The following is an 18,046-nucleotide window of genomic DNA, read 5'->3' as shown; positions in this document are numbered from 1 at the left end:
CTTGATTCGCTCGGCTCGGTACTGGAAGCACCCCCCTCTTCGTCCCCAGTCCACAAGGGAGCCCGCGATGAGTGAGCTGATCACCGCGGACCTGGTCGACCTCGACCTGTCCGCCGACACCAAGGAAGCGGCCGCCAGGTCGCTGGCCGAACGGATGGTGGCGGCAGGTCGCGTCACCGACCTGGAGGGTTTCCTCGCGGATGTCGCCGCGCGCGAGGCCCAGATGCCCACCGGCCTGGACGGCGGCATCGGCATCCCGCACTGCCGGAGTGCCCATGTCACCGAGCCGACGCTGGCCTTCGGGCGCAGCGCCGCCGGCATCGACTTCGGCGCCGCCGACGGCCCGGCCGATCTGGTCTTCCTGATCGCGGCGCCGACCGGCGGCGACGCCGACCATCTGTCGATCCTCTCGACGCTGGCCCGGCACCTGATGGACGCGGAGTTCACCGGCGCGCTGCGCTCGGCGGACGACCCGCAGCGGGCTGCCGCGCTGGTACGGGGCGACGAGCCCGAGGCCGGGGCGGAGACCGTTGAGCCCGCGGCCGGGACCGCCGAGCCCGAGGCTCCGGCGGCGGAAACCCCGGCAGCGGAGGCCCCGCAGACGACCGGGGCCCCGGCGGCGGAGCCCACCGCGGCCCCGGAGCCCGAGGCCGCCAGTACCTTCAAGATCGTCGCCGTGACCTCCTGTCCCACCGGCATCGCGCACACCTACATGGCCGCCGAGTCGCTGACGAAGGCGGGCGAGGAAGCCGGCGTCGAGCTGGTGGTCGAGACGCAGGGGTCGGCCGGGTTCACCCGCCTCGATCCCGCGCTGATCGCGGCCGCCGACGGCGTGATCTTCGCGCACGACGTGGAGGTCCGGGACCGGGAGCGGTTCGCGGGCAAGCCCGTCGTCGACGTCGGCGTGAAGGCGGGCATCAACCGCCCCGCCGAACTGATCGCCGAGGTACGGGAGAAGGCGGCGCGCGGCGAGGTCGGCGCGCCGGCCGCGCACGGTGACGCGCCCATGGACCGGGACGGCGAGCAGGGCGACGGCTACGCCACCCGGCTGCGCAAGTGGCTGATGACCGGCGTCAGTTACATGGTGCCGTTCGTCGCCGCCGGCGGTCTGCTGATGGCCCTGGCCTTCGCGATCGGCGGCTACACGATCAACAAGGCGCCGTCCGTCGCCGAGCACTTCGTCTGGACCGAGACCAGCAGCTGGGCCGCGCTGCTCTTCCAGATCGGCAACGTGGCCTTCACCTTCCTCGTGCCGGTACTGGCCGGGTTCATCGCGTACGGCATGGCCGACCGACCGGGTCTCGTACCGGGCTTCGTGGGCGGCTCGATCGCCCTGACCATCAACGCGGGCTTCCTCGGCGGCCTGATCGCCGGTCTGCTCGCGGGCGCGGTGGTGATGGCCATCCAGCGGGTCAGGGTGCCGGCGCCGCTGCGCGGCATCATGCCGGTGGTGGTGATCCCACTGGTCTCCTCGGCCGTGGTCGGGTTCCTGATGTTCCTGGTCATCGGCAAGCCGATCGCCGCGCTCCAGAAGGCGCTGACCGACTGGCTGTCCGGCCTGACCGGCGCCAACGCGATCATCCTGGGCGTCATCCTCGGCCTGATGATGTGCTTCGACCTGGGCGGCCCGCTGAACAAGGTCGCGTACGCCTTCGCGGTCGGCGGCCTGGCCAACCCCAACGAGGGCAGCCTGAAGGTCATGGCCGCGGTGATGGCGGCCGGCATGGTCCCGCCGCTGGCGATGGCGCTGGCCACGACGGTGCGCGGCAAGCTGTTCACCAAGGCCGAGCAGGAGAACGGCAAGGCCGCCTGGGTGCTGGGCGCTTCGTTCATCACCGAGGGCGCGATCCCGTTCGCGGCGGGCGACCCGCTGCGCGTCATCCCGTCGGCGATGGCGGGCGGCGCGGTGACCGGTGCCCTGTCGATGGCCTTCGGCTGCACCCTGCGCGCCCCGCACGGCGGCATCTTCGTGGTCCCGCTGATCGGCCAGCCGCTGCTGTACCTGGTGGCGATCGCCGCCGGCGTGGCCGTCAGCACGGCCCTGGTGGTCGTCCTGAAGGGGATGCGCAAGACCGGTACGGAGGCGGCGGTGCCCGCCGCGGAGGACGAGCCGCTGGCGACCGCCGAGGCGAAGAGGGAGCCGGTCGCCGCCTGAGAACCGGTGCCCCGCCCCTCCCCAGAACACACCACCCCGCTGCCAGTGCCCGGCAGCGGGGTGGTGTACGTCTGCGTACGGAGCTGCGTCTGCGTACAGGGAGAGTTCGGTGGTCAGGCCGCGCTGATCAGACCGCGCTGCCCGCCGTCCACTCGTCCCACGACATGTTCCAGCCGTTGAGGCCGTTGTCGGGCTGGATGGTCTTGTCCTTGGAGTTCTTCACCACGACCACGTCACCGATGAGCGAGTTGTCGTAGAACCACTTGCCGGGGGTGTCGCTGTTGGCGCCCTTCGCGTCCCGCAGGCCCACACAGCCGTGGCTGGTGCCGGACTGGCCGAAGATCGAGGGCGCGCCCCAGTAGTTGCCGTGGATGAAGGTGCCGGAGGCGGAGAGCCGCATGGCGTGCGGCACGTCCTTGATGTCGTACTCGCCCTTGCCGTCCTTCTTGGTGAAGCCGACCGTCGAGCCGTCCATCCGGGTCTCCTTGAACTTCTCCGAGATCACCATCTGACCGTTGTAGGTCGGGTTCTCGGGGCTGCCGCCGGAGATCGGGATCTTCTTGAGGGTCTTGCCGTCCCGCTCGACCGTCATCATCTGGGTGTTCATGTCGACGGTGGAGACCTGGGAGCGGCCGATGGTGAAGCTGACCGTCTTGTCCTGGACGCCGGTGACGCCGTTCGCGCCCTCCACGCCGTCCAGGTCGATCTTCATCGTGACCTTGGAGCCGGCCTTCCAGTAGTCCTTGGGACGGAAGTCCAGGCGCTGGTTGCCGAACCAGTGGCCGACGACCTGCTGGCCGCTGCTGGTGCTCACCGTGATGTGCGACTGCACGGCCTTCTGGTCAGTGATGGCCTTGTCGAAGTTGAAGGAGACCGGCATGCCCACGCCGACGGTCTTGCCGTCGTCCGGGGTGTAGGTGCCGATGAAGCTGTTGGCGGGCGACACCGTGGTGAAGGTGGAGTTCTCGGCCGCCGAGCGGCCTTCGGAGTCCTTGGCGCTGGCGGCCAGCTGGTACTTCGTACCGCGCTCCAGCTGCACGTCCGGCTTCCAGGCGGAGCCGTCGGCGGATATGGATCCGGCGACCTTCTCGCCGGTGTCCACCCGCGTCAGCGTCACCTTCGTCAGCTTGCCGCCGCTGACCTTCACGTTCGTACCGTTGATGCTGGCGCCGCTGGAGCCGTCCTTCGCCGACACCTTGATCTTGGCGTCGGAGGCGTCCTTGGCGGCCGCGGCGTCGGCGCCGGCCTGCCCGTCCTTGTTGTTCGCGCCCGAGGCGTCACCGCCGCAGGCGGTCAGGGCCAGGGCGCCGACTGCGAGCAGTGCCGCCGCCGCGAGGCCGCGCCGCCGCGAGCGCGAAGTGCGGGGCTGTGCGGGCGCTGCGTTGTCCGGCGTTGTCACGAGCTGCTCCAGGCAAGAGTGTTGGTCCACTGTTCTTAAACAGCGACTGTGAGCCGTTTTGGTTGCAGCTCTCCATATCTTGTGACGGATGTCACACGAGTGGGGGAAGGGGCTGGTCGGACGGTCCGGCCAGCCACTCCCGGAGCTGCGCTCCGTGTTCGTCCAGCCGCGGCGGCGCGGCCGGTTCGGCCACCGGAGTACGGGACAGTCGCAGGGGGCTGCGTACTTGGGGTATCCGGCCCTCGCCCACGGGAACGACCGGATCCAGCCCCAGTCCCGCCGCGAACTCCAGGGCCTCGCTCAGGGTGTTGACGGGCCCACAGGGCACCGACACCTTGCCGAGCCGCTCCGTCCAGCCCCGCGCCGTGTCGCCCGCCAGCCGCGCCTCCAGCTCCTTCACCAGCTCCGTGCGGTGCACCACCCGGTCCGGATTGGTCGCGAACCGCGCGTCCTCGGCCAGCTCCGGCGCGCCCAGCGCCGCCGCCAGCGCCCGGAACTGACGGTCATTCCCCACCGCCACCGCCAGCAGCCCGTCACGGCAGGCCAGCGTCTCGTACGGCGCGATGCTCGGGTGCCGGTTGCCCATCGGGCCCGGGTCGCGGCCGGTGGCCAGATGACCGGACGCCTGGTTGACCAGCGAACCCAGCAGGGAGGACAGCAGGTTCACCTCGACGTGCTGCCCCTCGCCCGTGCGGTCCCGGTGGCGCAGCGCCGCCAGGATGCCGGTCGTGGCGTCCTTCGCGGTCAGTACGTCCACCAGCGCCACGCCTGCCTTCAGGGGCGGGCCGCCGGGCTCGCCCGTGATGCTCATGAGCCCGCCGACGGCCTGCACGACGAAGTCGTATCCGGGCAGGTGGGCGCCCTCGCCCGAGCCGAAGCCGGTGATCGAGCAGTGCACCAGGCCCGGGTTGGCGGCGAGGGAGGAGACCGGGTCCAGGCCGTACTTGGCGAGCGCGCCGGGCCGGAAATTCTCGATCAGGACGTCGGCGCGCACGGCCAGTTCGCGGGCCGCCTCCGCGTCGTCCGGCGCGGAGAGGTCCAGGGCGAGGCCGTGCTTGGAGCGGTTGGCGGCGTCGAAGTACGCGGCCGTGCCGTCGGCCGCGAAGGGCGGCCCCCAGGCCCGGGTGTCATCGCCGGCGCCGGGCCGCTCCACCTTGACGACCTGGGCGCCCAGGTCCGCCAGGGTCGCGGCGGCCAGCGGCCCCGCCAGCACCCGGCTGAAGTCGGCGACGAGCACTCCGTCGAGCGGCTTCGGCTGGTCCGTACACTCCACGCGCACTCCTCCGTCATGGTGAACCGGTGCTCCGGTCACCCGTATCGGTGGTCCGGTTGTCGTATCGGGTGAGTGATGCGCCGCCATGCTCGCGGACGATCTTGGCTGGACGGAACCCGCCGATGCGTCCAACGTGTACCGCCCGACTCGGCCGTGCAGGAGTAGTGGGGAGGTACCGGCGAAATGGACGGAAGCCGGGACACCACGCCGTTGGCCGCTCGGTTCTTACGGACGCGGCGCGGAATTGTGGCGGAATTCTTTCGGTGTTTCCGGCGATTCTTGTGGGCCTCGCACCTGATGCGGTGGGATGAGGGATGGTTGCGGCGTGATGCGGGAAGAACCCTGAGTGATGCAGGAAGGTCCGGGAGTGGTGGGAGATGCGTCACTTCGGGGCCTTAAGTCCTATAAAAACCTGTCATAAAACCCGAGGCGTGGTGTCTACTGTTCCGCGTCAGCCGTCGGTGCCGAGCGCGCCGGCGCAGCGCCGCGCCCGTACGCCATGGAGGACTGGATGCTCCCCTCCGTCTCGACCCTGCAGCAGATCGGCCTGGCCGTACTGCTGCTCGCGACCCTCGCCTGGGCCTTCGGGCTGGTCCGGACCGTGCGCCGGGACCGTCGCGCGCCCCAGCCGCCGGGCGCGGTCGCGGCCCCGCGGCTGCTCAAGGCCGTACCGCGGCAGGTCGTCCCGCCGTCGGAGAGCGTCGAGCTGACCGCGGCCGAGCGCGAGGCGTTCGCCGGACTCGTACGGGAACTGACGCGCGGTCACTGACCTGGACCTGACACGCGATCACTGACCTGGGGACCTGACACGAGGTCAGTGGACCGGGGCCTGACGCGCGGTCACCCGCAGGCTCGGAGGGCTCAGGGCCGTCGGGCGCGGTCCCTCAGCCGATCGGGCCGAGCTTGAGCAGTGCCAGCGACGCCAGCATCTGTACCGCCACCGCACCCATCGACCGCAGCGTCGTCAGATGGTGCTGTCCCCGTATGAGCAGCACGGCCAGCGTGCAGCCGAACCCCCACGTCGTCAGCGCCACGGCCTGCGCGAAGGGATGACCCTCCGGCAGCAGGAACGACAGCGCGATACGCGGCAGGTCCGTCACCCAGAACACCACGATGAAAAGGCTGACCGTCGGCCGGAGCCGGCCGTTGCCGCCCAGGGTGCGCGCTATGGCGTGCGTGACCAGCCCGAGCCCCAGGCTCGCGACCAGTACGCCCGCCTCGGTGAGGCCCGCGAGCTGCCACACCACCTCCTGCGGCCCGGTCCCCCACTGCGAACGGAAGGACTTCGACGCCAGCAGTCCGAGCGCGCCGCCGAGCAGCGTCAGCAGCACCGCCGCGCTCCACGCCCCGCGGTCGCGCGCCTCGTCCAGTACCTCCACCGGCCGGTACCACAGCCCCAGGATCAGCCGGTGCCACCACAGCCGGCGCCGCTTGGCGGCGGGCTCGGGTGCGGAGGCCGGCTGGACGAGGGTGGGCGGAGGTACGGGCATATGGCCGTTTCTACCACCGGGATTCACGCGGCGACGAGGCAGGGACCGGTGCGCGCGGCAGGGCCGGTGCGGTACCGCCGAGCCGGTGCGGTGCCGCTCAGCCGGTCCCGTACAGGTCGGTGTACGAGGGGAAGACGCCGCCCGGGCCGTCCACGCCCTCCGCCGCCAGCATCGCCTTCACGACGGCGCGGGTCAGCGCGTCGGCGCCGGCCGCCAGGATCTCGTTGACCGCTCCGGCGTCGGCGTGCACGGCGAACGCCGGGTCGGCCTCCGCGCTCTCCGGCGCCGCGGGCCGGTCCCCGGTGGCCAGCGCGAAGACCGTGTCGCCGTCCGAGAGCAGGTGTACCGGCCTTATGGCGCGGGCCAGTCCGTCGTGCGCGGTGCCCGCGAGCTTCTGCGCCTGGGCACGGGTCAGCGCGGCGTCCGTGGCGACGACGGCGAGTGTGGTGTTCAGCGGCGGGCGCACGGAGGCCGCCGAGCGCGCCGCCGACTCCGCGCGGGCGGCGGCCAGCCGGCGCGTCGCCGCGGTGTGCGCCTCGGGCGCGGGCGGCCGCGCGGTGCCCTGGTAGAGCCGTCCGTACAGCAGCCCGGTCACCGGGTCGACCGCCGAGCCCGCCGCGTTGACCGCCGCGAGTACCGCGACGGTCACCCCCGACGGCAGGACGACGCTCGCCGTGCCGATGCCGCCCTTCAGGCCGCCGGCCACCGCGCCCGTACCGGCGCCCACGTTGCCCTGCGCCACCGCCGATCCGGGCGCGCTGCGGTGCGCCGCCTCGATCGCCGCGCGGCCGAGCGCCGCGTCCGGGCGGGCCCGCCAGTCGCCGCCCCGCCCCAGGTCGAAGAGGGCGGCTGCGGGCACCACCGGCACCACCTGCGCGGGATCGGGCCCCACCTGGAAGCCCCGGCCGTGGTCCTCCAGCCAGCCCGCCACACCGGAGGCCGCGTCCAGCCCGAAGGCGCTGCCGCCCGTCAGTACCACGGCGTCCACGCGCTGTACGAGGTTGCGCGGGTCCAGGGCGTCGGTCTCGCGGGTGCCGGGGCCGCCGCCCCGTACGTCGACGGCGGCGACCGCGCCGCCCTCGGGCGCGAGGACGACGGTCGTGCCGGTGAGGTGGCCCGCGTCCGTGCGCTGCGCGTGCCCGACCCGGAGACCCGGTACGTCCGTCAGCGCGTCGTGGGGGCCGTGCGGGGTGAGGGACTGCTCGGTGTCCGAGGTGCCCGCGTCGGGGGACTGTCCGGTACGTGTGGGGTCAGCCATGGCCCATGCGTACCACGCGCGCGCGGCCCCGGAGGGGATTGCCCGGAGCCGGTCTCAGCGGCCCGACGGGCCCATCACGATGACGGGGTGCTTGGCCGGATCCAGCGTCCGCAGCAGCTCGCGCATCACATCGGCCTTGAGGCTGATGCAGCCCTGGGTGGGGCCGTCGTGGTCGACGTGCAGCCAGACGCCGCCGCCCTTCGCCGCGCCTTCGGGGCGCCGCGGGTCCAGCGGCGAGGAGCCCGGCACGCGGTTGTAGTCGATCGCGATGACGTAGTCGAAGGAGCCGGCCAGCGGCTCGCCCTCCACGCCGGAGCCGTTGGCCACGAAGGCGGGGTTGTGGTCGTACGGGAGCTTCGTGCCGCGCGGCGGGGCCAGCTTGCCGCCCGCGTCGCTGAGCGAGAAGACGCCCTCGGGCGAGCGCAGGTCGCCGTAGTGGTGGTCCTTGGCCCAGCCCTTGGCGGCGTTGTGCGCGGCCCACGCCGTGCCCGCGCGCCACTTCTCGGAGTCCTTGGCGCGGGTGTAGAGCGTGACGGTCGAGTCGTGCGAGTCGACGTCCTCGCCCGTGACGACGAGGACCTGCTGGGAGTCGGCCGGGATGCGGTCCCGGGTGGCCGCGTCGAGGCCGGGGATGTGGCCCGGCTCCGTACGGACGGGGGAGCCCTGCTTGAGGCCGGTGGGGCGCTGCTTGGAGGAGGCGGTCGCGGTGGGCTCGTCCTGTGCCGTCACCGAGACGCCGGCTGTGCGGTGATCGTCCCCCGAGGCCGGCCAGGCGCACAGCGCGGCGCCCATCAGCACGACCACGGCCGCGCCGCCGACGGCCTTGCCCCGTCGGGACAGGCGTATTCGCTCACTGGGCTGGGCGTGCCGGCCTGCCATGTAGTGACAACTCCTCGCGCGACGGCGCTTCCTGGGCATAAAAGGGGGCAATACGTACCCTACCCTTCACAGGGTGGGTTTAGCCCCGCGGGTCCCTTGTTCCGCTTGTTCTGCACATCATGCCGTGTGGCGATCGGTGCCGGCGCGGAGTGGGTATCCACCGTTGCGGGGCGGACAGTTGGCGCGGCGTACTGTACGGCGGCCCGGTCGGCCGCTGCCTCCCGGTCAGCGGGGGTTGACCGGATTTGATGCCGGTGATGTGCGGGGCGATGCGGCGGAATCGGGCACTATGGGAAGCCGGGGAAGCGGTGAGCGGTGGAGACGGCGCGAGTGGCGGGAGCATCGGCGGTGACGGAGTCGTGCGACGGGGAAGTGCGGACCGGCACAGCGGATGTGCCGTCCGGTCCCGGGGTTGAGCAGCGGATATCCGAGGGGCCGGGGCCGGGGCGGGCCCCGGAGGGCGATGCCGCGGAGGGCCGTGGCCCGGCCTCGGCGGGCCGCGCGGACCTCGCCGGGCGTCCCGACCTCGACCGGCTGCTGCGCCGCTTCTACACCGCCGCCTTCGCCGATCCGCTGATCGGCCCGTTCTTCACCGATGTCGCGGGCACCGACCTGACGGCGCACCTGCCGGCGATCACCGACTTCTGGGAGCGGGCGCTGTTCCGCACCGCGGAGTACCGCGGCGACGTCTTCGCCGCGCACGCCGTCCTGCACGCCGTCCGGCCGCTGACCGCCGCGCACTTCGGGCGCTGGGTCCAGCTGTGGCACGCCACCGTGGACGGGCTGCACGCCGGGCCGCGCGCCGAACGCGCCAAGGCGCAGGGCGAACGGCTCGCGGTCGCGATGCTGCGCCGCCTGTACGGCCCGGCCGCCGACACCGGGGGCGGCCCCGGCGGCTTCGTACCGCTGGCGGCACTGCGGCTGCGGGCGCCGGGGCCGCGCGTACAGCCGGCGGCCGCGCTGTAACAGGCGGCGCAGCCGGTCACGCGTCAGCACGTACGGCAGCCGCCTAGCCGCCGCTCTCCGCGGCCCGGGGCGCCGTCCGCTCCGCCGGTACCGACTCCACGATCGAGGGGAAGGCGGGCGTGGACAGGACGCGGGTCAGCCGGAAGTCCGCCGCGGAGAGCAGCGTGGCGTACTCCTCGGCGGTCCGCTCCCGGCCCTCGAGGACCGCCATCATCGCCACGTCCATCGCCTTGCCGTAGTGCGGCGCGTTGCCCTCCGGCAGCACCGAGTCGACGATCAGCAGTCGTCCGTGCACCGGGATCGAGGCCCTGACCTGCCGCAGGATGTCCACGCAGGCCGCGTCCGGCCAGTCGTGCAGCACGTGCTTGAGTACATAGACGTCGCCGCCTTCCGGCACCGCGGTGAAGAAGTCGCCCGCCTCCGCCCGCCAGCGGCCCGCCAGCTCCGGTACGTCCAGCAGGTGCCGGGCGACCGCCGGCGCCTGGTCGTAGAGCACCCCGGACAGCGAGGGGTGGAGCTCCAGGACGGACCGCAGCAGGCCGCCCCGGCCGCCGCCGACGTCGACCACCGTGCTGCCCTCGGGGAACGGATAGCTCTCCGCGACCAGCCCGTCCACCGGGCCGGACAGCGACGCCATCCCCGAGTCGAACAGCTCGCGCATCCCGGAGTCGGCGGCCAGGAACTCGAAGAGCGGCGCCCCGAAGAGCCGGTCGAACGACGGCCCGGCGGACCGCACGGTCTCCGCCAGCGCGGCCGAGGACCGTCGGAACGTCTCGTCGGTCATCATCAGCACCGCGTCCCGCAGGGAGTGCGGCACGTCCGAGCGGAGCGGCTGCGCCGCCGGCGTCAGCCGGAAGGTGCCGGTCGCGTCCTCGCGGAAGATGTCCCGGGTGGCGAGGTAGCGCAGCACGCGCCGCAGGTGGGGGCCGTGCGTGCCGGTGGCCTCCGCGAGCTGGTCGGCCGTGCGCGGACCGGCCGCCAGGTGGTCCGCGACGCGGTACTCGACCGCGGTGCGCAGCGCGGCGGAGAACAGGTGCCCCAGCGCGTGCTCCATCAGGAAGGCGACCGGATCCTCCGGCGTCCGGCCGTCGGCGGATCGGTTCGCCGGGCGGCCCGCGAGGGGGGCCGTGGGCGGGTCCATGGGCCGCTCCGTGGACCGGCCGGCTGATGAAGTGGTCAACGTCCGCCTCCCGTCACTCACCTGAACCGTGCTGAGTCGTCCCGTACCGAGGGTCCACCGTGGCAGCGCCCGGCCCGCCTGTCACCGGCGCCTCCCGGACACCCGCGAACTCCGGCCACCGCGGCGGCTTTCCCGGCCGCTCCGCCGAGGCCGGGGCCCGTGCCCGGAGGGCGCCACCCGACGTGCCGCGTCCTCTGTCCCGGTACGAGCCCGCCGTGATCGAATGCGGTACATGAGCGATCGTGCGCGTGAGATGGTCCTGGCCCCGCTCGACGCCCGCATGGCGGACCTCGAAGCCCTCTACGAAGATCTGCACCGGCATCCCGAACTGTCCTTCCAGGAGACCCGCACCGCCGCCGAGGCCGCCCGTCGCCTGGAGGCCGACGGCTACGACGTCCTCACCGGCATCGGCCGCACCGGCGTGGTGGGCGTACTGCGCAACGGCGAGGGGCCGACGGTCCTGCTCCGCGCCGACTTGGACGCGCTGCCCGTGACCGAGCGGTCCGGCCTCCCGTACGCCTCCACCGAGCCGGGCGTGATGCACGCCTGCGGCCACGACGTGCACGTCACGTGCCTGGCCGGCGCGGCCGGCCTGCTCGCCGCCGGACGCGAGCACTGGTCCGGCACCCTCGTTGTCCTCTTCCAGCCCGCCGAGGAGGAGGGCGGCGGCGCGCAGAAGATGATCGACGACGGCCTCTACAGCAAGGTCCCGGTGCCGGACGTGGTCTTCGCGCAGCACGTCGCGCCGCTCGGAGCCGGCCTGATCGCGTACCACGACGGCGCCTGCATGGCCGCCGCCGACAGTCTGCGGATCACCTTCCACGGCACCGGCGGCCACGGCTCCCGCCCCGAGACCACGGTCGACCCGATCCTGATGGCCGCCTCGTTCGTACAGCGCGTGCAGTCCGTCGTCGCCCGCGAGACCGCGCCCAGGGAACAGGCCGTCGTCACCGTCGGCTCCTTCCACGCGGGCGACGCCCCGAACGTCATTCCCGACCACGCCACCGTGCAGCTCAGCATCCGCACCTTCGACGAGGAGGTACGCGCCCGGGTGCTGGCCGCCGTCGACCGGATCGCCCGCGCCGAGGCCGCCGCGTCCGGCGCGGCCCGCGCGCCCGAGACCGAAACCCTCGCCACCTTCCCCGTCACCCGCAACGACTCCGAGGCGCTGCGCGAGGTCAACACCGCCTTCGCCGGACTCTTCGGCGAGCAGGCGCTGTTCCCCTTCGACCCGGCCTCCGGCAGCGAGGACGCGGGCCTGCTCGCCACGGCGGCGGGCGCCCCGCTGTACTACTGGTGGCTCGGCGGCTGGGACCCGGCCGCCTTCCGCAAGGCGATGGAGGCCGGCCGGCTCTCCCAGGACATCCCCTCCAACCACTCGGCGTACTTCGCGCCGGTCCAGCAGCCGACGCTGTCCATGGGGACGCGGGCACTGGTGGCGGCGGCGCTGACGCGGCTGGGGAAGGACGGGTCGGGGGCCTGAGAGAGGGGAGCCGTTACCGGCGTTGACCTTGCCCTTGGGGCAGGCCCCAGCCTCGGTCCCGGAAGGCGGACCAGGGTCCGGTGTCCAGGCACCGGCTCGCGGGGCGCGGCGCTCCGGGCGGCCGGAAAGGGGTAACGCGTGGCGGAGGACGGTCTGCTGACGATCGGTGCGTTCGCCCGCGCCTCCCGGCTCTCACCCAAGGCGCTGCGGCTCTACGACGACCTGGGCCTGCTGCGCCCGGCCCGCGTCGATCCGTTCAACGGCTACCGCTTCTACGCCCGGGACCAGCTCGAACGGGCCCGGCTGGTCGCGTGGTTGCGCCGCCTGGACATGCCGCTGGCCCGCATCCGGACGGTGTGCGACCTGGCCCCGGCCGAGGCCGCCGCGGAGATCGCGGCGTACTGGGCCGGGGTCGAGGCGGACACCGCGGCGCGCCGGGACCTGGCCGCCTTCCTCATCGACCAGCTCAGCGGAGAGGAAACGGCCATGACCCACGAGACGATCACCGGCATCCGGTACGCGGCCCTGTCGGACACCGGCCTGGTGCGCGAGGGCAACCAGGACACGGCATACGCGGACAGCCGGCTGCTCGCGGTCGCCGACGGCTTCGGCGCGGACGGAGCAGCGGCCGGTACCGCCGCGATAGAGGCCCTGCGCACCCTGGAGAACGCCCCGGCCCCGCTCCCCGGCGACATCCTCAACACCCTCAGCGAGGCGGTGGGACGGGCGAACCGGGCCGTGGCGGAGCGGAGCACCGGCGAGGACAGCGGCACCACCCTCACCGCGATGCTGTGGACCGGCTCCCGGCTGGCACTCGTGCACGTCGGTGACTCCCGCGCCTACCTGCTGCGCGACGGCGGCTTCTTCCGCATCACGCACGACCACACCCTCGTCCAGTCCCTCGTCGACGAGGGCCGGATCACCCCCGAGGAGGCGTCCGCGCACCCGCAGCGGGCGCTGCTGCTGCGGGCGCTGGACGGCCGGGACGGCGACGGCTCCGTACCGGACGTGAAGCTGCACGACGCCCGGCCCGGCGACCGCTACCTGCTCTGCTCCGACGGCCTGTACGGCGTGGTCACGGACGCGGACCTGCGCCGCGTACTGGCCACGCGCGGCACCCCGGAAGAGGCGGTGCGCGACCTGATCGCGCTCGCCCACGAAGCCGGCGCCCCGGACAACGTCAGCTGCGTCGTCGCGGACACGGTCACGGCAACGGGATCGCACACCGGCCTCTGAGGCCCCTGTGCCTTGAGGGCCTGTGCCTTGAGCCCCCGTGCCTTGAGAGCCGCGGTCTCAGGAGCCGGTGCCAAAAGAGCCGCTGTCTTGAGAGCCGGTGTCTTGAGAGCCGGTGTCTTGAAAGTCGGCGCCTGCTGCCTCACCCCAGTCCCTTGAGCATCCCGTGCCAGTAGAACTGCGGGAGTCCGTACCGCTTGAGGAACCACATGTCCGTCCGCTCCCTCGTCGTGTCCAGCAAGGGCAGCGAGGGAGCGGGCTTCAGGTCGTAGTCGAACTCCGCCAGCAGCATCTTGTGCCGCGCCGTGACCAGCGGGCAGGAGGTGTACCCGTTGTAGCGGGCGCGGAGCGGGCGGCCGCGCAGCGTGTCCCGGAGGTTGGCGACGACCACCGGGGCCTGCTTGCGCACGGCGGCGCCGGTCTTCGAGGTCGGCAGGTTCGCGACGTCCCCGAGCGCGAACACCTCCGGATGGTCCGGGTGTTGCAGCGTCGCCGGGTCGGCCTTCACGTACCCGAAGGGCGAGGCCGGGTCGGCCAGCGGCCCGCCGGCGAGCCATTCGGGGGCGGCCTGCGGCGGCACCGCGTGCAACAGGTCGTAGGAAATCGTCTCCTTGTCGCCCGTCGCGTGGTTCACGATCACCGCCTCACGTGCGGCCCCGTCCACGGACACCATCTCCGACCGCAGCCGTACCTCGATGCCGTACCGCCGCGCCACGTCCTCCAGCACCCGGCCGAACTCCGGCACCTTGAACATCGCCGTCTCGGGCAGCACGAGGACGACCCGTATGCGGTCCAGCACGCCGCGCTTGCGCCAGTGGTCGGCGGCCAGGTACGCGATCTTCTGCGGCGCGCCGCCGCACTTCACCGGTCCGGCCGGCATCGTGAACAGCGCGGTCCCGCTCTTCATGCTACGGATCAGGTCCCAGGTGAGCGGGGCCAGTTCGGGCAGGTAGTTGCTGGTCACGCCCTCGTGACCGAGGGCCTGCGCGAGGCCGGGCACGCCGTCGGGGTCCAGCCGCAGCCCCGGCGCGAGCACCAGCCGGTCGTACGACACGGTCCGCCCCGATGCCGTACCGACCGTGCGCGCGCCCGGATCGACGGACACGGCGGCCTCCCGTAGCCAGTGCACGCCGGGCGGCATGACCTCGGCCTCGGTGCGTAACGACGCCCGCAGCGGCGCCTGGCCGCCGCCGACCAGCGTCCACAGCGGCTGGTACCAGTGCGTACCGGACGGCTCCAGCACCGCGACGTCCGGCGCCCCGGCCCGCCGCAGCCGCGCGGCCACGGTGATCCCGGCGGTACCGCCGCCGACGACGACTATGCGGTGGTGCACCCGCGTCGCCCGCTCCGCGGGCGCGACGGGCTGACTGGCTGACGTAGACATCCAAGCCTCCTGATCCGAAGGGCGCCGAGCGCCCGGGCGGGGTCGCGCCCAGCCTTCCAGGGGCGGGCGACCGGGGCGAGGGCGCGTAGGGGAGTCCGTACTGCCGGCCGTGAGATGGCGCCTCCCGTTCCGGCCGTGAGGCGGCGCCTCCCGTTCCGGCCGTGAGGTGGCGCCTCCCGTTCCGGCCTCGAGGCGGCGCCTCCAGTTCACGTCGCGAGGCGGCGGCTCCGCTTCCGTTGGCAGGCGCATCTATCGCACGTTCAACGAACGTTGATCCGTGATCTTCAAGCTGGGCGTATGTTGCGCCGCGTTCCCTCCGAGCCCATTGATCCGAGCCTCGCCCCGCACGTGCCGGAGATCGCCCTGAGCTGGACCGGTGAGCCGGGGCGAGTCGAGGAGCTGACCCACAGCCAGCTCATCGACCGGTCGTCCCGGGCCGCCGCCGCCCTGACCCGCTTCGGCGTACGCGCCGGCGACCGGGTGGCCGTCCATCTGCCGCTGGTGCCCGAGTCGGTGATCGCCACGCTCGCCTGCGGCCGTATCGATGCGGTGCGCAGCACCCTGCCGGTGTCGCTCACGGCACCCGAACTCGCCGCGCGAGTACGGGAGTCCGGTGCGCGGGTGCTGATCACCGCCGACGCCGCGTTCTGGGACGGGGCCGTCCGCCCGGTCAAGGCCACGATCGACCGGGCCCTGTCGGCCGGCGACACGGACGTGCGGGCCGTACTGGTCGTGCACCGCTGCCCCCGCCCCGTCGCCTGGCACCCGGACCGCGACCACTGGTGGCACGAGGCCCTCGCCGCGGACTGACCCCTACGGCGGACGCGCGCACGGACACGTGGGGGCAGGGGCACCTGGGGCGACGGCAGCGCCTCGTACAGCCGCGCGGGGGACCGTACCCGGTGGTCGTACCCTGGAGGAATGAGTGAGACCGCGGACGCCGCAGCCGAGAACGAGCCGGGAGAGGCCCCCCAGGCTCCGGTCAAGCCCGCGGCCGCCGCGTTGATCTTCGATGATCCGCTGGACCAGCAGTCGGCGGACGACACGGACCGGGGATGGGGCGAGCGGCCCGGGTCCGGGAACAGCAGCGCCGCCGACCTGGCGCGCTTTCTGGACGAGAAGCCGCCCCACCACATCTGACGGCTCCGGAGAGCCGCGAGAGAGGCGTGGGGCGGCGGCTCGCGTCAGCTCTGCGACTTCTCCGTCGAGACAGGGCCGGGGATCGCGCCCGCGGCCACGCCGGGCTCCGAGCCGTCGCGGGCCACGCCGGGCTCCGAGCCGTCGCGCTGGGTGACCAGCGCGTCGCGGATCTGCGCCAGCAGCTCGACCTCGGTCGGCGCCACGGGGGTCTCGTCCACCGGCTTCTTGGCGTCCTGGCGCGCCTTCCACTTGTTCATCGGAAGGATCATGAGGAAGTAGACGACCGCGGCGGTGATCACGAAGGTCAGCGCGGCGCTGAGCACCGAGCCCCAGAGGATGTAGATGCCGTCGGTGAACTCGCCGGTCTTGGGGTCCGGGTGGCAGGTGGCGCTGAGGCAGCTCTTGTAGTGGTCCAGGTTCTGCGAACCGAGCGCACCGACGAATGGGTTGATGACGCCCTTCACCACAGCGTTCACGATGTTGGTGAACGCGGCTCCGACCACGACGGCAACCGCAAGCTCGATGACGTTGCCGCGCATCAGGAATTCCTTGAATCCCTGCAGCACGCCGTTCTTCTCGTCGCTCACCTGACAGCCTCTTTCCACGCTTACTACGGACGCCGCGCCTTTCCGAGGCGCCGGCGCAACTTACGGCGAGGTGGGGCACAGCTGTCCATGAGGTCAAAAGGGACCGGGGGCTGGACGGAGTGTCAGTACGGATCAGCATGGCGTTACCGCCGTACGGGGTGAAATCGCCACATCGCGACATCGGGGCGTCGCCCCACCATCCGTCACAGTTTTGCGTGCCTGATGCGTATCGGCCAGTAGAACGGAATTGCTGAAACGGCCTTCGGCGCGTGTTTCACCACCCGGTGAGGCAATGGCGAGAGCGGCCGCCATGGCCGCCAGGCCAGCGGAAACGGCGTACCACCGGACCTTCGGCAGGGTCGGCGTGCGGCGCCGCGCACCGCGAATCCGGAATGGCTCGAAGTGTGGAACCTCACACAACGGGGGTGCGGGCAATGGGGGATTGGTGTATGAGGTGGTCGTCATCGTCGGTCACCGCCGGAAAGAGGGGAATTGCGCGCCTCCGCGTCGGTGCGCGGGGCGTCGGACGAGAACCACCTTGACCGAATCCGGCGAAACTCGCGGCGGCCTGTGGACAGCCGAGTCCGTTACCCGTCGGTTGTGTACAACTCCGTCACCCGAAAGGGGTTCACGGGGCGCCCGCGAGGACGGTCAAAGCCGCCCGCGAGAGTCACAGTCATCCGCGAACGCGAGAGTCACAGTCACCCGCGAAAGGGCCGCAATCGCCCGTGCGAGAGCCGCAAACGCCCGCAAGGCGTCACGGCAGCTCGATGCCCAGTTCCCGGTCCGCGTGGACCTCCGCGCAGGCGCAGCTGCGCGCCGTGGCCGCGGGAAGGGCGGCCACCGCGTCGAAAAGGACCTCGCGCAGCCGGCCCACGTTCTCGGCGAAGACCCGCAGGACGTCGTCGTGTGAGACGCCCTCGCCGGCCTCGGCCCCCGCGTCCAGGTCCGTGACGAGGGCGAGGGAGGTGTAGCAGAGGCCCAGCTCGCGGGCCAGGACGGCCTCGGGGTGGCCCGTCATGCCGACCACCGACCAGCCCTGCGCGGCGTGCCACCGCGACTCGGCGCGCGTGGAGAAGCGCGGCCCCTCGACGACCACGAGCGTGCCGCCGTCGGCCGGCTCCCACCCGCGCCCGCGGGCGGCCTCGACGGCGGTCCGGCGGCCGGCCGGGCAGTACGGGTCGGCGAAGGCCACGTGCAAAACGTCCGGGACGCTGCCGTCCGGCAGGGGCACCCCGTCGAAGTACGTCTGGACGCGGGTCTTCGTACGGTCCACGATCTGGTCCGGTACGAGGAGCGTGCCGGGGCCGTACTCCGGGCGCAGGCCGCCGACCGCGCACGGCCCGAGGACCTGGCGGACCCCGGCCGAGCGCAGTGCCCACAGGTTGGCGCGGTAGTTGATGCGGTGCGGCGGGAGGTGGTGGCCGCGGCCGTGCCGGGGCAGGAACGCGACCTGCCGGCCGGCGACCTCCCCGAGGAAGAGCGAGTCACTGGGTGGCCCGTACGGCGTCTCGACGGTGACCTCGGTCACCTCGTCGAGGAAGGAGTAGAAGCCCGAGCCGCCGATTACGCCAATCTCCGCATCCGCCATGCGGGTCACCCTAGCCGCCGAGGACCCG

The 18,046-nt window shown here is 72.6% G+C and carries 16 protein-coding genes; 7 read left to right on the top strand and 9 right to left on the bottom strand.

Annotation, left to right across the window (positions count from 1 at the left end; genetic code table 11):
* Positions 1 to 67: 67 nt before the first annotated feature.
* The gene (locus ACIGXO_RS18910; protein ID WP_399787697.1) at positions 68 to 2,155 is read left to right on the top strand and encodes a fructose-specific PTS transporter subunit EIIC; all 2,088 of its coding nucleotides are present in this window, start codon (positions 68 to 70) and stop codon (positions 2,153 to 2,155) included.
* Positions 2,156 to 2,282: 127 nt separating this feature from the next.
* On the opposite strand, the gene ACIGXO_RS18905 is transcribed toward ACIGXO_RS18910, so the two are convergent.
* Entirely contained in the window at positions 2,283 to 3,566 is a 1,284-nt protein-coding gene (locus ACIGXO_RS18905; protein ID WP_399788493.1) for an Ig-like domain-containing protein, read from the bottom strand.
* Between the two features lie 79 nt (positions 3,567 to 3,645).
* Entirely contained in the window at positions 3,646 to 4,833 is a 1,188-nt protein-coding gene (locus ACIGXO_RS18900) for a CaiB/BaiF CoA transferase family protein (RefSeq protein ID WP_399787694.1), read from the bottom strand.
* A 505-nt stretch (positions 4,834 to 5,338) separates the two neighbouring features.
* On the opposite strand from ACIGXO_RS18900, the gene ACIGXO_RS18895 reads away from it, so the two are divergent.
* Positions 5,339 to 5,596, top strand: a complete 258-nt coding sequence (locus ACIGXO_RS18895; RefSeq protein WP_399787692.1) for a hypothetical protein — start codon at positions 5,339 to 5,341, stop codon at positions 5,594 to 5,596.
* Between the two features lie 115 nt (positions 5,597 to 5,711).
* Here the strand turns inward: ACIGXO_RS18895 and ACIGXO_RS18890 are convergent, their stop codons facing one another.
* The 3 genes from ACIGXO_RS18890 to ACIGXO_RS18880 all read right to left on the bottom strand — a co-directional run bounded on the left by ACIGXO_RS18890 (position 5,712) and on the right by ACIGXO_RS18880 (position 8,454).
* Positions 5,712 to 6,317 carry a YIP1 family protein gene (locus ACIGXO_RS18890; protein WP_399787689.1) on the bottom strand — a complete coding sequence of 202 codons (606 nt, stop codon included), beginning with the start codon at positions 6,315 to 6,317 and terminating at the stop codon, positions 5,712 to 5,714.
* Positions 6,318 to 6,414: 97 nt separating this feature from the next.
* Entirely contained in the window at positions 6,415 to 7,575 is a 1,161-nt protein-coding gene (locus tag ACIGXO_RS18885) for a P1 family peptidase (protein ID WP_399787686.1), read from the bottom strand.
* Between the two features lie 54 nt (positions 7,576 to 7,629).
* On the bottom strand, positions 7,630 to 8,454 hold the full coding sequence (locus tag ACIGXO_RS18880) for a hypothetical protein (protein WP_399787683.1): 825 nt from the start codon (positions 8,452 to 8,454) through the stop codon (positions 7,630 to 7,632).
* 330 nt (positions 8,455 to 8,784) lie between these two features.
* On the opposite strand from ACIGXO_RS18880, the gene ACIGXO_RS18875 reads away from it, so the two are divergent.
* Positions 8,785 to 9,420, top strand: a complete 636-nt coding sequence (locus tag ACIGXO_RS18875; RefSeq protein ID WP_399787680.1) for a group III truncated hemoglobin — start codon at positions 8,785 to 8,787, stop codon at positions 9,418 to 9,420.
* A 43-nt stretch (positions 9,421 to 9,463) separates the two neighbouring features.
* On the opposite strand, the gene ACIGXO_RS18870 is transcribed toward ACIGXO_RS18875, so the two are convergent.
* Positions 9,464 to 10,561 (bottom strand): methyltransferase, encoded by a 1,098-nt coding sequence (locus ACIGXO_RS18870; RefSeq protein WP_399787677.1) that lies wholly within the window; start codon positions 10,559 to 10,561, stop codon positions 9,464 to 9,466.
* Between the two features lie 271 nt (positions 10,562 to 10,832).
* On the opposite strand from ACIGXO_RS18870, the gene ACIGXO_RS18865 reads away from it, so the two are divergent.
* A complete protein-coding gene (locus tag ACIGXO_RS18865; RefSeq protein WP_399787674.1) occupies positions 10,833 to 12,083 on the top strand; it encodes an amidohydrolase in 1,251 nt (416 codons plus the stop codon).
* A gap of 138 nt (positions 12,084 to 12,221) precedes the next feature.
* Positions 12,222 to 13,319, top strand: a complete 1,098-nt coding sequence (locus ACIGXO_RS18860; protein ID WP_399787671.1) for a MerR family transcriptional regulator — start codon at positions 12,222 to 12,224, stop codon at positions 13,317 to 13,319.
* Between the two features lie 139 nt (positions 13,320 to 13,458).
* Here the strand turns inward: ACIGXO_RS18860 and ACIGXO_RS18855 are convergent, their stop codons facing one another.
* Positions 13,459 to 14,700, bottom strand: coding sequence for an FAD-dependent oxidoreductase (locus ACIGXO_RS18855; protein ID WP_399787668.1), 1,242 nt, complete (start codon positions 14,698 to 14,700; stop codon positions 13,459 to 13,461).
* 297 nt (positions 14,701 to 14,997) lie between these two features.
* Between ACIGXO_RS18855 and ACIGXO_RS18850 the strand changes: the two genes are divergently transcribed.
* Both ACIGXO_RS18850 and ACIGXO_RS18845 read left to right on the top strand, forming a co-directional pair.
* Positions 14,998 to 15,510, top strand: coding sequence for an AMP-binding protein (locus ACIGXO_RS18850; RefSeq protein ID WP_399787665.1), 513 nt, complete (start codon positions 14,998 to 15,000; stop codon positions 15,508 to 15,510).
* A 111-nt stretch (positions 15,511 to 15,621) separates the two neighbouring features.
* Positions 15,622 to 15,840: a hypothetical protein gene (locus tag ACIGXO_RS18845; RefSeq protein ID WP_399787662.1), complete on the top strand. Its 219-nt coding sequence runs from the start codon at positions 15,622 to 15,624 to the stop codon at positions 15,838 to 15,840.
* A gap of 44 nt (positions 15,841 to 15,884) precedes the next feature.
* Here ACIGXO_RS18845 and mscL read toward each other — a convergent pair whose 3' ends face one another.
* Together mscL and ACIGXO_RS18835 are read right to left on the bottom strand one after the other, a co-directional pair.
* On the bottom strand, positions 15,885 to 16,427 hold the full coding sequence (mscL, locus tag ACIGXO_RS18840) for a large conductance mechanosensitive channel protein MscL (RefSeq protein WP_399787659.1): 543 nt from the start codon (positions 16,425 to 16,427) through the stop codon (positions 15,885 to 15,887).
* Between the two features lie 757 nt (positions 16,428 to 17,184).
* Entirely contained in the window at positions 17,185 to 18,018 is an 834-nt protein-coding gene (locus ACIGXO_RS18835) for an S-methyl-5'-thioadenosine phosphorylase (protein ID WP_399787656.1), read from the bottom strand.
* Positions 18,019 to 18,046: the final 28 nt, after the last annotated feature.

The organism is Streptomyces sp. NPDC053542 (assembly GCF_044544685.1).
GTDB lineage: Bacteria > Actinomycetota > Actinomycetes > Streptomycetales > Streptomycetaceae > Streptomyces.
This window is presented reverse-complemented; position numbering and strand designations above follow the sequence as displayed.

Bases quoted from the DNA above. Each gene is read 5' to 3' on its own strand.
- ACIGXO_RS18845 (WP_399787662.1), top strand. From the start codon at position 15,622: ATGAGTGAGACCGCGGACGCCGCAGCCGAGAACGAGCCGGGAGAGGCC.
- ACIGXO_RS18850 (WP_399787665.1), top strand. From the start codon at position 14,998: ATGTTGCGCCGCGTTCCCTCCGAGCCCATTGATCCGAGCCTCGCCCCG.
- ACIGXO_RS18880 (WP_399787683.1), bottom strand. From the start codon at position 8,454: ATGGCAGGCCGGCACGCCCAGCCCAGTGAGCGAATACGCCTGTCCCGA.
- ACIGXO_RS18870 (WP_399787677.1), bottom strand. From the start codon at position 10,561: ATGGACCCGCCCACGGCCCCCCTCGCGGGCCGCCCGGCGAACCGATCC.
- ACIGXO_RS18910 (WP_399787697.1), top strand. From the start codon at position 68: ATGAGTGAGCTGATCACCGCGGACCTGGTCGACCTCGACCTGTCCGCC.
- ACIGXO_RS18865 (WP_399787674.1), top strand. From the start codon at position 10,833: ATGAGCGATCGTGCGCGTGAGATGGTCCTGGCCCCGCTCGACGCCCGC.
- ACIGXO_RS18885 (WP_399787686.1), bottom strand. From the start codon at position 7,575: ATGGCTGACCCCACACGTACCGGACAGTCCCCCGACGCGGGCACCTCG.
- ACIGXO_RS18890 (WP_399787689.1), bottom strand. From the start codon at position 6,317: ATGCCCGTACCTCCGCCCACCCTCGTCCAGCCGGCCTCCGCACCCGAG.
- ACIGXO_RS18855 (WP_399787668.1), bottom strand. From the start codon at position 14,700: ATGTCTACGTCAGCCAGTCAGCCCGTCGCGCCCGCGGAGCGGGCGACG.
- ACIGXO_RS18835 (WP_399787656.1), bottom strand. From the start codon at position 18,018: ATGGCGGATGCGGAGATTGGCGTAATCGGCGGCTCGGGCTTCTACTCC.
- ACIGXO_RS18895 (WP_399787692.1), top strand. From the start codon at position 5,339: ATGCTCCCCTCCGTCTCGACCCTGCAGCAGATCGGCCTGGCCGTACTG.